Origin of the sequence: Aquimarina sp. RZ0 (genome assembly GCF_008370685.1) — a bacterium.
Taxonomy (GTDB): Bacteria; Bacteroidota; Bacteroidia; order Flavobacteriales; family Flavobacteriaceae; genus Aquimarina.
Window position 1 is genome coordinate 89,889 of the sequence record NZ_VTZU01000008.1, and the last position, 13,450, is coordinate 103,338.

Consider the following 13,450-nt stretch of genomic DNA (forward strand, 5'->3'; position numbering starts at 1 on the left):
AGTAGTTTCCCTTCATTCATTAGATTTAGATCGCTGACAGATCACGCATCTTTGATTTGCAAGCTCTATTAAACTTATGTTTCCCTACTCACAATATACTAATTTTTTAATTAAACCATTAAAACACTAAAATTGAACTAGATATTCTTAAGTTTTAACGGATGAGCACTGGAGATCTTAAATTTTACTAAAAAATAAACGGCCAACAATTGATAAATTGCATTAATAATTTTGAGTTCCAGTGAAGAAACATAGAATTTATCCAACGCAAAGCAAGTATCACTAATTACAAAATTTAATATCGCAATCAGAAACCAGAGAGATTTGGGAGATCTTATATTTATGTATTGAAAAACTGCTCCTATCAATAAAAAATAAAGAAGTAGTATATAAATAACCCCAAACGACCATATCTCCCCCATTCCTTCTTGTATAGCTGCATAAATCTCATAAACTATAACTGTCCATATTACAAAAAAGATTGCCAAGTAGGCAATATCTGCATTAGTGTAATCAATTGGCTTATGATTTTTATACAAAAAGTAAAAAAGTATAAAATAACAAAGTGCATAACTAAGTAAAACAAATATGAAGCTATTATTAATCCTGGTTAGGAGGAATATATCGCCCAAAAAACAGAGTGCTAATACAGTTAAAAAAAGAACATCAGCTTTCTTAGCATTAAACCAGTATAACAAGAAAAACAATGGAACTGTCATTGGTTTTACATACAACTCCATAGTCTGGTTTTGCAAAATTGTACTAAGAACACATACGCCGCCCGTAATCAATAACAACACCTTAATTAACACCCTGATTTTCATTAAGTAAGCAAGTTAAGAAAATCATCCTCACTTATAATAGTTACTGCCAGTTTATTTGCTTTGTCCAGTTTACTTGGTCCCATATTAGCTCCAGCCACCACATAGGATGTTTTTGAAGAAATAGAACTAGACACCTTCCCTCCATTATCTTCAATAAGTTTTTTAAGCTCATTACGGGATACTTTTTCAAATACTCCAGAAACCACAAATGTCTTTCCTAACAATGTATCTGTCTGATTTGCCAGTTTCTCTGCAGAAATTTGTAATTGAACTCCGTATGCTTTAAGTCTTTCTACTAAAATTTTATGATCTTCTACATCAAAAAACTCACGTACACTCTGGGCTATTTTAATCCCGATTTCATCTACATTTACCAATTCTTCTTCGGTTGCTTTGACAATAGCATCCATGGTTTTATAATGCTTAGCCAATTTTTTTGCCACTGTTTCACCCACATACCGAATACCAAGCCCAAATAATACTCGCTCAAAAGGAATCTCTTTAGACTTAGCAACTCCTTCTATCAGATTATCCGCACTTTTTTCTGCCATCCGTTCTAGAGGAATTAACTGTTCTTTTTTTAAATCGTATAAATCTGCATAATTTGTTATCAGTCCTTCTTTGACCAAAAGGGCAACAGTTTCTCCTCCCAGACCTTCTATATCTAATGCTTTACGAGAAATATAATGCTGTATCCTACCCACAATCTGCGGAGGGCATCCTTGCGTATTAAGGCAATAGTGCTGTGCTTCCCCTTCTTTTCTCACCAAATCAGTATCACATTCCGGACAGGTTGTTATATATTGTGTTACTGTAGAATTCTTGTCTCTTTTCTGAAAATCAACTCCAACAATCTTAGGAATAATCTCTCCTCCTTTTTCTACAAAAACAGTATCATTCACACGAATATCTAATTTTTGGATCTGATCAGCATTATGTAATGAAGCTCTTTTCACAGTAGTTCCAGCCAATTGTACCGGTTCTAAATTTGCCACTGGAGTAATTGCACCTGTACGTCCAACCTGATATGTAATTTCATTTAACGTAGTAACTACCTGTTCTGCTTTAAATTTATATGCCATTGCCCATCTGGGGGCTTTGGCTGTAAAACCTAATTCTTCTTGTTGCTGCAAATCATTAACCTTGATAACCACTCCATCTGTTTCATAAGGCAAGTCTCTTCTCTTGTCATTCCAAAGGTTAATAAAATCTAACACTTCATCAATAGAATTTGCTAATCTTGATTCCTCAGGAACTTTAAAGCCCCATTTTCTGGCTTTTTCTAAACTCTCAAACTGCGAGGAAATCCCTAACCGATCTCCTACTAAATTATACAGTAAACAATCCAAGGGTCTTTTTGCAGTTTCACCGCTATCCTGCAACTTCAAACTTCCAGAGGCTGTATTTCTAGGGTTTGCATAAGGTTCTTCTCCTGCTGCAAGACGCTCTCTATTCATTTTGGCAAAGCCTTCATATGGTAAAACAATTTCTCCTCTGATATCAAATTTTGGAGGAAAATCTCCTTGTAATTTAAGTGGAATAGATTTAATCGTTTTGACGTTTGTAGTTACATTGTCTCCCTGAATACCATCTCCTCTTGTTACCGCTCGTACCAATTCCCCATTTTCGTATGTTAAACTAATAGAAGCTCCATCATATTTTAGTTCGCAGGTATATTTTACCTCTCCATCTACTAATTTTTTGATACGAGTCTCCCAGTCCAATAAATCTTCTTTAGAGTATGAATTATCTAGTGAATACATTCGTTGCTCATGAACTATTGTTTCGAAGTTCTTAGTAATCTCTCCTCCAACTCTTAATGTAGGTGAATTAGCATCATAAAACTCAGGATGTTTTTCCTCTAAAGATTGAAGCTCTTTTAACTTCATATCAAACTCATAATCACTAATTGTTGCAGCATCTAATACATAATAATTATAATTATGCTGTCTTAATTCTTCTCTTAATTGACTAATTTTATCCTCTATATTCATTGCGCTGGTATCCATTTTATGGTATCAGGTTTACTAAGTGGTTCACTATTATTTTTCCGTTTTAAAATTACTTATTTAAATTCTCTCATTTTACCTGAGTATTTTTAAAACAAAATTACCGTAGTCCTTTTTTTTAATCTCATAACAAAACTATTTTTTATAAGAATCAAAAAAATCAAAGCCACTTCATTATTCACTATTACAAATTACTTTAAAAATTACTTTTTATCAATTGAACTCATCTTAAGTAGTGGTTTTCTAACCAAAAGCAGTACTCAAGATGAGTTCATTATTTCTCAGACACTTATCATTACTTCGCTTTTATACATTATCAGATTCTAACCATTTTGGCACTGACATTGGTTCAAATTTTCTCATTTTTTTCAACAAATCATCAGTAGTATCAGCTACAAGCAATAACTCATAATTTTCTGTTTTAAGAAAACCATTTCTCACCATATTCTCAAGCAGTTGTAGTAAATGATTATAAAACCCATTAACATTTAATAATCCTATGGGTTTTTGATGCAAACCCAATTGTGCCCAGGTAATGATTTCAAACAACTCTTCCAAGGTTCCAAACCCTCCGGGGAGTATAATAAACCCATCACTTATATTCTGCATTTTCATTTTACGTTCATGCATATTGGTTGTCGTGATCAATTCTGTTAATCCTAAATGAACAACCTCTTTTACCTTAAGAAATTCTGGTATCACTCCAATTACCTTTCCTTTATGCATAAGAGCTCCTTCTGCCACTTTCCCCATAACACCAATCTTAGCAGCACCATATACTAAAGTTATATTTTGCTGTGCTAGTTTTTCTCCCAAGACTAATGCTTCATCAACAAATTTAGCATCATTCCCTTCACTACTTCCGCAAAAGACACAGATCGAAACTATATCACTCATTTATTTTATTATTTTTTTATCGTATTGATATTATATTAATTGCACTATCTGCTTCTTTATTTTTAAGATAGCTTCGCTCTGATCATTCTATCATTAGCACACAAATCCTTTCGTAACGTCACAGATGGAAACCCTTGATTTTCTATCATCTGCCTGGTTTCAAATCCCAAATACTGATTGATTTCAAAATATAAAGCACCATCATCCTGTAAGTCTAGTTTTGCTAATTCGGTAATCTTTTTATAAAATATCAAAGCATCATCATCAGGAACAAAAAGCGCATTATGAGGTTCATTATTCAGGACATTGGGTTTTATGTCTTTCTTTTCTAACTCACGAACATAAGGAGGATTAGAAACTACAATATCAAAACTATGCGGTAATTTATCCAATCTCAGTACATTTGATACTATAAAATGTACTTCTACATTATTAGCAATAGCATTTCCTCTTGCAGTATCAATAGCCTTTTCAGAAATATCCATAGCATAGACCTTTGCGTTCTTTAAATTCTTTGCTAAAGAAATAGCTATACAACCACTGCCCGTACCAATATCCAAAATCTTAAGAGTTTTTTCTTTTTCTAAAGCCTTAAAATCCTGAATAATCCAATCTACCAATTCTTCTGTTTCTGGTCTTGGTATTAGTACGCTTTGATTCACAGCAAAAGACAATCCATAAAACTCAGTATCTCCAGTAATATATTGAATTGGATGTTGGTTTTCTAAGCATTTTTTGGCATTCATAAAATCCAACAGTTGCTGATCCGACACTATCTGATCTAATGCCAAAACGACATCTACCCTTCTTAATCCTAAAAAATTTTCAGATAATATATAAAAGAAAGCAACTATTTCTTCTGAATCATATAATCCTGAAAGTGTTTCTAAAAAATCTTTTCTAAGCTCTTTTATCTTCAATCTACAATTCTTTTATCATCCACGCCTGACAACTATAATGACCTGTATCTCCCATAGGACCATCAAGTGGAACAAAACCAGTTTTTTTGTATAGTTTTCTGGCTGCCATCATATATGGCATTGTTTCTAAATAGCACTTCACAAAACCTTGAGATTTTGCATAATCAAGACAAGTATTCATCATCTGAGTACCAATTCCCCTACCTCTTGCCTCTGGAAGAAAATACATTTTCTGAAGCTCACAAATATCATACGACTCATTTTCTAATTGAGCAATTCCTGCTCCTCCAATTATTCTGCCATGATCCTCTACCACATAGTATTTTTTTCGAGGATGATTATATGTTTGATACATGAGATCCAAAGCCTCATCTTCATAAGCAGTACCTACTTTAGGAACCCCCATTTCTATCAAAACATCTCGTAAAATACTTGCTAATTCCTTATTATCCTCTGGAGCAACAGAACGAATTTTTATTGTACTCATTGTGATTTATAAATACTACTTTTGTTTCCTTAAAGTTTTTACGTAAACTGATCATTTATACTAAAAAATAATCAGATGAAATATACATCAAATCTACACAGTAATCAATGATACGACTTCTATTATTATCAACAATATTAATCAGTTTGACTAGCTGTTCGATTTCTAAAAAACCCAAATTTAAGCAAATCAGAAATATTGAGGTTAAGAATGTAAGTATGCGTAATATAACTTTAACAGCAGATGCTATCTTTGACAATCCAAATAATCTTACAGGAAAACTTTCTATCGATGGTATACATATTTTTGTTGATAACATTGATGTTGGTATAATTTCTTCTTATGAGTTTGATGTCCCGTCAAAAGAAGAATTCACCATACAGCTGGAAGGCACATTTTCTCTTTCTAAAATATATAATAATCATAAAAAAAATATTTTGGGTAGTATCCTAAAGGTAGCACAAACAGATTCTTTGTTAATACAATACAAAGGGAATATCAAATATCACTTAGGAATATTTTCACACCAATACAATATCGATAAAGAACAAAAAGTAAGTATAAAATAACGATTTGACTACACACGAAAAATATATAAAAAGATGCATCCAGCTTGCCCAAAATGGAATGGGAACCACCTATCCTAATCCTCTTGTAGGTAGCGTAATTGTTCATAATGATAAAATTATTGGAGAAGGCTGGCATTATCAATCAGGACACCCTCACGCAGAAGTAAATGCAATCAATTCTGTGGATGACACTTCTCTATTAAGCGACGCCACTATTTATGTAAGTCTGGAGCCTTGTAGTCATTATGGCAAAACACCTCCATGCAGTGACCTTATCATAGAAAAAGGTATAAAACGTGTTATTATTGGTACGATTGACACTTTTGCCAAAGTATCCGGTTCCGGAATCAAAAAATTAATAAATGCCGGATGTGATGTAACCATTGGAGTCTTAGAATTAGAATGCCAGAAATTAAACAAACGTTTTTTTACTTTTCATAACAAAAAACGCCCCTTTATCGTTCTGAAATGGGCAGAGACTACAGATGGTTTTATTGCTCCGGAAAGTAAAAACCAAAGAAAACCCGTTTGGATTACCAATTCATACTCCAGGCAGCTAGTGCATAAATGGCGCGCAGAAGAACAGGCTATTCTAGTTGGTAATAAAACTGTTATAGAAGATGACCCAAAACTTACTATCAGGGACTGGTCTGGAACAAATCCGATAAGAGTCGTATTGGATCTCTCTCATAAAACTCCAAAAAATTCTAAGGTTTTGGATCAAACAGTAAAAACTATTATTATAAGTACTCAGCCTCTTATAGAAAAGAAGAAAGAAAACATTATATATGAAGTCATATCTTCAAAAAAAAATGTAATAACGGAGCTCTGCAATATTCTGCACAAACACCAAATTCAATCTATTATTATCGAAGGAGGTCGTTATACTATTCAATCTTTTATTGATGAGAACATCTGGGATGAAGCCCGGATTTTTATCGGAAATAATACTTTTGGGAATGGTGTAAAAGCACCAACACTTAACGCTACATTAATTTCTGAAAAAAAAATCGCAACAGATACTCTAAAAACCTACCGAAATGATTAAAACAATTATTTTTGACTTTGGTGATGTATTTATCAATTTAGATAAAACAGCTATTGAAAAATCGTTTTCCAGATTAGGAAACAGCACGCTGATTAATGAATCTAAGACGCTTATTGATCAATATGAAACCGGACACATCAGCACTGTTGATTTCATTGGCAATTTTCAGGACAAAATAAAAAACAGTACTCAAAAACAAATTATCACTGCCTGGAATTCTATTTTACTGGACTTTCCTAAATATCGATTTGATTTTATCGAGAAATTAGCTTCAGAAAATAAATACCAGCTTATACTATTAAGCAATACCAATGATTTGCATATCAACTGGATTATAGAGAACATAGATTTCTATCCCGCATTTAAGAATTCATTTGATGCATTTTATTTGTCTCACAAAATTCACCTGAGAAAACCTACTACGAATATCTTTCAATTTGTGCTAAAAAAACACCAACTCATCCCATCCGAAGTTCTTTTTATAGATGATACATTCGAAAATACTGAAGCTGCTTCTGCATTAGGTATACAAATTTGGAACAATGACCCAAAAACTGAAGATGTAATAGATTTATTCACTTTAAAAGCATCTCTATTTTGATCTACTTAACACTAAGTGTCCTGGCATCAAGCTTGATTTTTATAATTTTCAAACTATTCTCTAAATACAATGTTGATACATTACAGGCAATAATCGTAAATTACATTGTTGCCTGTACTTCTGGAATTATTGCATACAACGGTTCTCTTAACACTTCGGTTATTATCAAATACGATTGGTTTTACGGAGCAATGGTTTTGGGATTAATTTTCATTTTAGTATTTAATTTTATGGCAATCACAACTCAGAAAAATGGGCTTTCTGTTGCTGCTGTTTCCAGTAAAATGAGTATAGCAATTCCTGTTATATTTGGCATTATAGTATACCACGAACGTACGGGATTTCTAAAAACCACAGGCATTCTTATAGCTCTTATTGCTGTATATATGACCTCTATGAAAACTACAGAAGGAGTTTCTATCAAAAAAGAAAACCTTGTCTATCCGATTTTAGTTTTTGTAGGTAGCGGGATTATTGACACCAGCCTTAAATTCATAGAAACTAATTATGTTGCCCAGACAGATGTTTCTATATTTTCTGCGACTATTTTTGGTTTTGCCGCAATTATTGGTATCCTAATCCTAATCTACAAAGGGATTATAGGGAATTTAAAGATATCTCTAAAAAATATAATCGCAGGAATTGCTTTAGGTATCCCAAACTATTTTTCTATCTATTTCTTAATCCATGCATTACGACACGAGCATATGGATAGTTCTACTGTTTTTACCATTAATAATGTAGCTATCTTATTAGTTTCTACCATGGCCGGTATCCTACTTTTTAAAGAAAAATTAATTCTAAAGAATTGGATTGGTATTGTACTTGCTATACTAAGTATTTTACTAGTTGCGTTCTCTATATAATTAACACTAAAAATTGGACGCAAAAGACACTTATAAAACCATAGACCTTCCTAGTAAAGAAACACTTTTTAAAGACAAGAACAGCAAGTTTTTTGGTTACACCTTTCCCATAAGCACAGAAGAAGAGGCAAAACAGATAGTTGGCACACTCAAAAAAGAACATCATTCAGCCAGACATTGGTGTTACGCCTGGCAAATAGGAACAGAGAAAATCAGGCATCGCAGTAATGATGACGGAGAACCATCTAATTCTGCGGGACAGCCTATTTACGGGCAAATACAATCTTTTGGTGTGACCAACATACTAATCATTGTTGTGCGGTATTTTGGAGGTGTAAAATTAGGAGTAGGAGGATTAATACACGCCTATCGCACTGCTGCTCAATTAGCACTGGAAGCCTCGGTAATAATCGAAAAAACGATTGATATCAAATTTGTCATTACTTTTCAGTATAAAAACATGAATAAAGTGATGCGAATTATTAAAGAACATCAACTCACAATCACGGATCAAAAACTAACACTCGATTGTAAAATTTTTATTTCTGTAAGAAAAAAGAAATCAGATGAAATAAATACTCTTTTCTCTTCGTTGTATGAAATAGACATAAAAAGATTATGTGATTAACCTTTTTTCTATTTTTTTGATCAAGTCAGAAGGGCACGAAATTGGTTTTTTGGTCTTAGAATTAACAAAGACCAAAGTAATGGAAGCAATTGTTAATAATTCTTCCTTCTGATTATAAATTTCATGCTCAAAATAGATTCTTGCTGTAGGTATTTTCCTTAGTATAGTTTTAATGGTAAGTTCATCATCAAAGAAAGCTGATTTCTTAAATTTGAAATCTAATTTGAAAACAGGTAGCATAATCCCATTTTTTTCCATAGTTTTATAAGAAACATCTAATTTGGACAACCAATCAATTCTAGCTAACTCTAAGTACTGAGCATAGTTACCATGATGGACAACACCCATTTGATCTGTTTCAGAATATCTAACTTTTAATGTAGTTTTTGTGATAATTGACATATTTTTAATTAAATTAAAATGAATTTCATAAATCAAGACCCAATAAAGTATGCAAAAAAAATAATTAAAATTCAAGACCCAAATCGTTTTTTTTTTACATTTTTTGTTCACATATTTGTCAAGCAAAAAAAGAAGGAGGTTTTTCAACAATTTCCTGTTAATAACCCAAAAATAATCTAACCATTCTAATGAATATAACTGCGCAATCAGTTTGGGATAATTGTCTGTCTTTTATAGAAGACAATATCACCCCACAGGCTTTCAAAACTTGGTTTGAACCAATCAAAGCTGTTAAGCTTACAGATAGCGCTCTAAGCATTCAGGTACCTAGTAAATTTTTTTATGAATGGCTAGAAGAACATTATGTAAATCTTCTCAAAGTATCTCTCACTCGTGAATTAGGTGAAACTGCCAAATTGGTTTACATAATAAAAATGGAAAACACTTACGGCAATAAGAAACCGTTTACTGAGAAAATACCAAGTGCTAATCGCACATCAGTAGGGTCACAAGAAGTAGATGTTCCTATAAAAAGTAAAAATCCTGAATTAAAAAATCCATTCGTAATTCCTGGTATTAGAAATGTAAAAATTGAATCACAACTAAATCCTAGTTATAATTTTGAAAACTTCTTAGAAGGAGACTCTAATAGACTCGCAAGATCTGCAGGCATGGCGGTTGCTAATAAACCCGGAGGAACTTCATTTAATCCATTATTAATATTTGGAGGAGTAGGATTAGGAAAGACTCATTTGGCACACGCGATTGGTGTTAACATAAAAGATAATTACCCAGAAAAGACGGTTCTTTATATTTCTGCCGAAAAATTTACACAGCAATATATTGAATCCGTAAAAAAGAATAATAGAAATGATTTTATACATTTCTACCAGATAATCGATGTATTGATTGTTGATGATATCCAGTTATTATCTGGCAAAGCAGGTACACAAGATGTGTTTTTTCACATTTTTAATCACTTGCACCAAAACGGTAAGCAAGTTATCCTGACCAGTGATAAAGCTCCTGTTGATATGCAAGATATCGAACAGCGATTACTTTCTCGTTTTAAATGGGGATTATCAGCAGAATTACACCAGCCGGATTTTGAAACCAGAATTTCTATCATAAAAAATAAATTATACCGTGATGGCGTAGAAATGCCAGAAGATATTGTAGAATTTTTAGCAAACAATATTAAAACTAATATCCGTGAGCTCGAAGGGGCTATCATATCATTGATCGCTCATTCTTCCTTTAACAAGAAGGACATTACCATTGATCTCGCTAAAGCAATTGTAGACAATTACGTTAAAAATACCAAAAGAGAAGTATCTATTGATTACATACAGAAAGTAGTTAGTGATTATTTTCAGATGGATGTAGAAACATTACAATCAAAAACCCGTAAACGCCACATTGTACAAGCACGTCAATTAGCTATGTTCTTTGCCAAAAAGCTAACCAAAGCCTCTCTGGCAAGTATAGGAACACAGATTGGTAAACGAGATCACGCAACCGTATTACATGCATGCAAAACTGTAGATAATTTATCTTCGACAGATAAACAGTTTCGCAAATACGTTGAGGATCTAAGGAAAAAACTTACTTTATAACTTATCATTGATATGAAAATCAAAATCCTGATGGTTTGCCTTGGGAATATTTGCAGGTCGCCATTAGCTGAAGGAATCCTGAAATCAAAACTTGATCCCAATAAGTTTCAAATCGATTCTTGTGGCACCAGCAATTATCATATCGGAAAGAAACCAGATGTAAGATCTATTGAAATTGCAAAAAAATATGGTATTGATATCACCAATCAAAAAGCAGCACAATTCAAAATAAGCGATTTTGACACGTATGATTTTATTTACCCAATGGATGATTCTAATTACAATACGATCCTCAAACTTGCCAGAAACAAAAAAGATACTGAAAAAGTAAAACTCATTTTAGACGAAGCATATCCAAATCAAAAATTAGACGTTCCCGATCCATATTACGGAGGAGAACAAGGTTTTGAAGATGTATATCAAATGCTTGATAAAGCTTGCAGTGCTATATCAATAAAACTATGACAAAATCCTTATCTCATAAAATAAAATTTTTGTATATTTAACACTATACCTCTCTTAAAATCATATAGTTATAAATTGAATTTGTTTTTTTTAAGTCTACAATCCATCAATAGTACAATCTAGTGTTCAAAATATACATTTAGAAAAATTCGCCACTAAGCTAACAGTACTTGAAGGAATAAAGAATTTATATAAACAACCATTCAAAAACATACAGAGAGTTTTAAAAAAGCGAGTGCTATTTTTTATCTCATCTCTTTGACAAACTACCTCGGGGCAAGCCCACGAGGCATTTATTGAAAAAAAAAAAAACATTTTGATTTCGAGGCAAGCCTCGGAGCATTTAAATCTCGATTATCGAGTAAAATGTATTAATATTGACTTTAGTAAAAAAAATTAGTAGTATTGCAACATAACCATCTATAAAAACGCAAGTACAGGGAAAATAATTTGACCAATACAATATTAGGTTCACTACCCAAAGAACTATATTGTATCAAAGTTGTTGGTATAAATTAAAAATGAGCTTAACCAAAAATTAGTTATTAAATCAAAAACTATGGAATCCAAACCCCTAGATCCTAAAGGAAAACTATATTTAATACCCACCAGATTAGGTGATGATGTACCGCTCGAGGTATTACCGATATCAATCAAAAAGGTATTAGAACAAGTAAATCATTATATTGTAGAAAACGAAAAACCTGCTCGCAGGTTTATCAAGAAAGTAAGTCCCAGCAAATCCCAACGATCTCTTATAATACATACTGTAAACAAATACACAGATGCTACAGAGATTCCCACATACCTCAATCCTTGCCTCAATGGACAATCTATAGGACTATTATCGGATGCAGGATGCCCAGGTATTGCTGATCCTGGTGCAGAGGTAGTAAGACTTGCTCATGAAAAAGGAATACAAGTCACACCATTAGTAGGACCTTCCTCTATCTTATTAGCAATGATGAGTAGCGGCATGAATGGTCAAAGTTTTTCTTTTAACGGCTATTTACCTATAGACAAGAACGAAAGAAAAGCCACTATTAAAAACCTAGAAAAAAACTCTTTGGAAAAAAATCAGTCACAAATTTTTATAGAAACTCCCTATAGAAATGATAAAATGTTAGATGATCTAAAATCTATTCTGCATCCCAGTACCAGATTATGCATTGCCAGCGACATCACATTAACCACAGAATATATCGTTACCAAAACTATCGAGGATTGGAAAAATGAAGAAATAGAATTACATAAAAAACCTACAATTTTTATTATCCAAAGGGATTATTAAAAAAAATCCTAAACCCTGTTTTAAAACGATAAAGATCTTTACTTAATCAAGATAAGCTTTCGCTTTTCTTTCAGGAAACACATATGATGTATCATATCCCGCGAATCGTTTCATATAATAACGAATTGTGGTTCCAAAAGCATCAGCAAAACCTTCTACGCCACCACTCCTGAGGTATTTTTTTACAGCTCCAGGCCCCGAAAGGTGCGCTGCTGCCAGTATACCTGATTCTGTTACCTCTACACCATTCATTCTTCTACCTACAAACCACTTAATATCTCTACGCAAGATCCACTTATTTCTGGAGAGATTAGCATAAAAAGCTTTTTCCTGCAATTCTGGGTTATTTAAAAAAGAATTCTTATCCTTAATTCCGATAAGCGCAAGAGTCCCTTTACCAAACTGATATTTACCTAAATACCCAAACTGATTAACCACTCCATAATTCCCACGAGATTCTTTAAAAGCAACAGCCTCTTTAAAACCTACATAGGATCTCCCTAATTTTGGAGCTACAAACATCTCTTCAGAAGTATCGCTCTCTATCACGTTATCTTCTATCTCATTAAAATTAGGAGCTATATAGTAAAGATCTAAACCTTCAGTACTATATAAACCTAAATCTACATGATTTTCTGACGTAAAACTTACTAATGCCACACCCCCAACTGTAAGAACTACTGACAATCCAACTATCTTTTTTATCATATAAAAAATTTCTAAGTAGACATCAAAAACGACGTTCCCCTCTACTTAAATTTTAGCGGTGCAAAGATACAACCTTTTTCAAAACGATAAAAGCTCAATTGTTAAAATATTAAAATTCT

At 32.8% G+C, this 13,450-nt stretch carries 15 protein-coding genes; 8 read left to right on the forward strand and 7 right to left on the reverse strand.

Features of this window, described 5'->3' with window-relative positions:
- Positions 1–137 precede the first annotated feature (137 nt).
- From F0000_RS05140 to F0000_RS05160, 5 genes are all read right to left on the reverse strand, one after another.
- Positions 138–824, reverse strand: coding sequence for a lysoplasmalogenase family protein (locus F0000_RS05140; protein ID WP_149623637.1), 687 nt, complete (start codon positions 822–824; stop codon positions 138–140).
- Positions 824–2,818 (reverse strand): NAD-dependent DNA ligase LigA, encoded by a 1,995-nt coding sequence (ligA, locus tag F0000_RS05145; protein WP_149623673.1) that lies wholly within the window; start codon positions 2,816–2,818, stop codon positions 824–826. Before ligA ends, F0000_RS05140 begins: the two co-directional genes overlap by 1 nt.
- 321 nt (positions 2,819–3,139) lie before the next feature.
- Positions 3,140–3,730, reverse strand: coding sequence for a TIGR00730 family Rossman fold protein (locus F0000_RS05150; protein ID WP_149623638.1), 591 nt, complete (start codon positions 3,728–3,730; stop codon positions 3,140–3,142).
- Positions 3,731–3,792: 62 nt separating this feature from the next.
- A complete protein-coding gene (gene prmC, locus F0000_RS05155) occupies positions 3,793–4,650 on the reverse strand; it encodes a peptide chain release factor N(5)-glutamine methyltransferase (protein ID WP_149623639.1) in 858 nt (285 codons plus the stop codon).
- Position 4,651: 1 nt separating this feature from the next.
- A complete protein-coding gene (locus tag F0000_RS05160; RefSeq protein WP_149623640.1) occupies positions 4,652–5,137 on the reverse strand; it encodes a GNAT family N-acetyltransferase in 486 nt (161 codons plus the stop codon).
- Positions 5,138–5,355: 218 nt separating this feature from the next.
- Here F0000_RS05160 and F0000_RS05165 point away from each other — a divergent pair, with 218 nt between their 5' ends.
- From F0000_RS05165 to F0000_RS05185, 5 genes are read left to right on the forward strand one after another with little or no spacing between them, the layout of a single operon-like run.
- Positions 5,356–5,706, forward strand: a complete 351-nt coding sequence (locus F0000_RS05165) for a hypothetical protein (protein WP_149623641.1) — start codon at positions 5,356–5,358, stop codon at positions 5,704–5,706.
- 4 nt (positions 5,707–5,710) lie between these two features.
- Positions 5,711–6,754, forward strand: a complete 1,044-nt coding sequence (ribD, locus tag F0000_RS05170; protein ID WP_149623642.1) for a bifunctional diaminohydroxyphosphoribosylaminopyrimidine deaminase/5-amino-6-(5-phosphoribosylamino)uracil reductase RibD — start codon at positions 5,711–5,713, stop codon at positions 6,752–6,754.
- The gene (locus F0000_RS05175) at positions 6,747–7,355 is read left to right on the forward strand and encodes an HAD family phosphatase (protein ID WP_149623643.1); all 609 of its coding nucleotides are present in this window, start codon (positions 6,747–6,749) and stop codon (positions 7,353–7,355) included. The genes ribD and F0000_RS05175 overlap by 8 nt, the downstream gene beginning before the upstream one ends.
- Positions 7,352–8,221: an EamA family transporter gene (locus F0000_RS05180; RefSeq protein WP_149623644.1), complete on the forward strand. Its 870-nt coding sequence runs from the start codon at positions 7,352–7,354 to the stop codon at positions 8,219–8,221. Before F0000_RS05175 ends, F0000_RS05180 begins: the two co-directional genes overlap by 4 nt.
- 13 nt (positions 8,222–8,234) lie before the next feature.
- On the forward strand, positions 8,235–8,849 hold the full coding sequence (locus F0000_RS05185; protein WP_149623645.1) for a YigZ family protein: 615 nt from the start codon (positions 8,235–8,237) through the stop codon (positions 8,847–8,849).
- Here F0000_RS05185 and F0000_RS05190 read toward each other — a convergent pair.
- A complete protein-coding gene (locus F0000_RS05190; protein WP_149623646.1) occupies positions 8,838–9,251 on the reverse strand; it encodes a thioesterase family protein in 414 nt (137 codons plus the stop codon). The genes F0000_RS05185 and F0000_RS05190 overlap by 12 nt on opposite strands.
- 188 nt (positions 9,252–9,439) lie before the next feature.
- Between F0000_RS05190 and dnaA the strand changes: the two genes are divergently transcribed.
- The 3 genes from dnaA (at position 9,440) to F0000_RS05205 (ending at position 12,623) form a co-directional block, all read left to right on the forward strand.
- Complete coding sequence (gene dnaA, locus F0000_RS05195) at positions 9,440–10,867, forward strand: chromosomal replication initiator protein DnaA (RefSeq protein ID WP_149623647.1); 1,428 nt, start codon at positions 9,440–9,442, stop codon at positions 10,865–10,867.
- 12 nt (positions 10,868–10,879) lie between these two features.
- Positions 10,880–11,332: a low molecular weight protein-tyrosine-phosphatase gene (locus F0000_RS05200; RefSeq protein ID WP_149623648.1), complete on the forward strand. Its 453-nt coding sequence runs from the start codon at positions 10,880–10,882 to the stop codon at positions 11,330–11,332.
- Between the two features lie 559 nt (positions 11,333–11,891).
- A complete protein-coding gene (locus F0000_RS05205) occupies positions 11,892–12,623 on the forward strand; it encodes an SAM-dependent methyltransferase (protein WP_149623649.1) in 732 nt (243 codons plus the stop codon).
- Positions 12,624–12,665: 42 nt separating this feature from the next.
- Here the strand turns inward: F0000_RS05205 and F0000_RS05210 are convergent, their stop codons facing one another.
- Entirely contained in the window at positions 12,666–13,331 is a 666-nt protein-coding gene (locus tag F0000_RS05210; RefSeq protein WP_149623650.1) for a peptidoglycan-binding protein LysM, read from the reverse strand.
- Between the last annotated feature and the right edge of the window lie 119 nt (positions 13,332–13,450).

What these genes read in the sequence shown, in the direction of transcription:
- F0000_RS05140 (WP_149623637.1), bottom strand. Translation starts at nt 824, where the DNA reads ATGAAAATCAGGGTGTTAATTAAGGTGTTGTTATTGATTACGGGCGGC.
- dnaA (WP_149623647.1), top strand. Translation starts at nt 9,440, where the DNA reads ATGAATATAACTGCGCAATCAGTTTGGGATAATTGTCTGTCTTTTATA.
- F0000_RS05175 (WP_149623643.1), top strand. Translation starts at nt 6,747, where the DNA reads ATGATTAAAACAATTATTTTTGACTTTGGTGATGTATTTATCAATTTA.
- F0000_RS05160 (WP_149623640.1), bottom strand. Translation starts at nt 5,137, where the DNA reads ATGAGTACAATAAAAATTCGTTCTGTTGCTCCAGAGGATAATAAGGAA.
- F0000_RS05200 (WP_149623648.1), top strand. Translation starts at nt 10,880, where the DNA reads ATGAAAATCAAAATCCTGATGGTTTGCCTTGGGAATATTTGCAGGTCG.
- F0000_RS05150 (WP_149623638.1), bottom strand. Translation starts at nt 3,730, where the DNA reads ATGAGTGATATAGTTTCGATCTGTGTCTTTTGCGGAAGTAGTGAAGGG.
- F0000_RS05205 (WP_149623649.1), top strand. Translation starts at nt 11,892, where the DNA reads ATGGAATCCAAACCCCTAGATCCTAAAGGAAAACTATATTTAATACCC.
- F0000_RS05210 (WP_149623650.1), bottom strand. Translation starts at nt 13,331, where the DNA reads ATGATAAAAAAGATAGTTGGATTGTCAGTAGTTCTTACAGTTGGGGGT.
- ligA (WP_149623673.1), bottom strand. Translation starts at nt 2,818, where the DNA reads ATGAATATAGAGGATAAAATTAGTCAATTAAGAGAAGAATTAAGACAG.
- F0000_RS05165 (WP_149623641.1), top strand. Translation starts at nt 5,356, where the DNA reads ATGCGTAATATAACTTTAACAGCAGATGCTATCTTTGACAATCCAAAT.
- F0000_RS05190 (WP_149623646.1), bottom strand. Translation starts at nt 9,251, where the DNA reads ATGTCAATTATCACAAAAACTACATTAAAAGTTAGATATTCTGAAACA.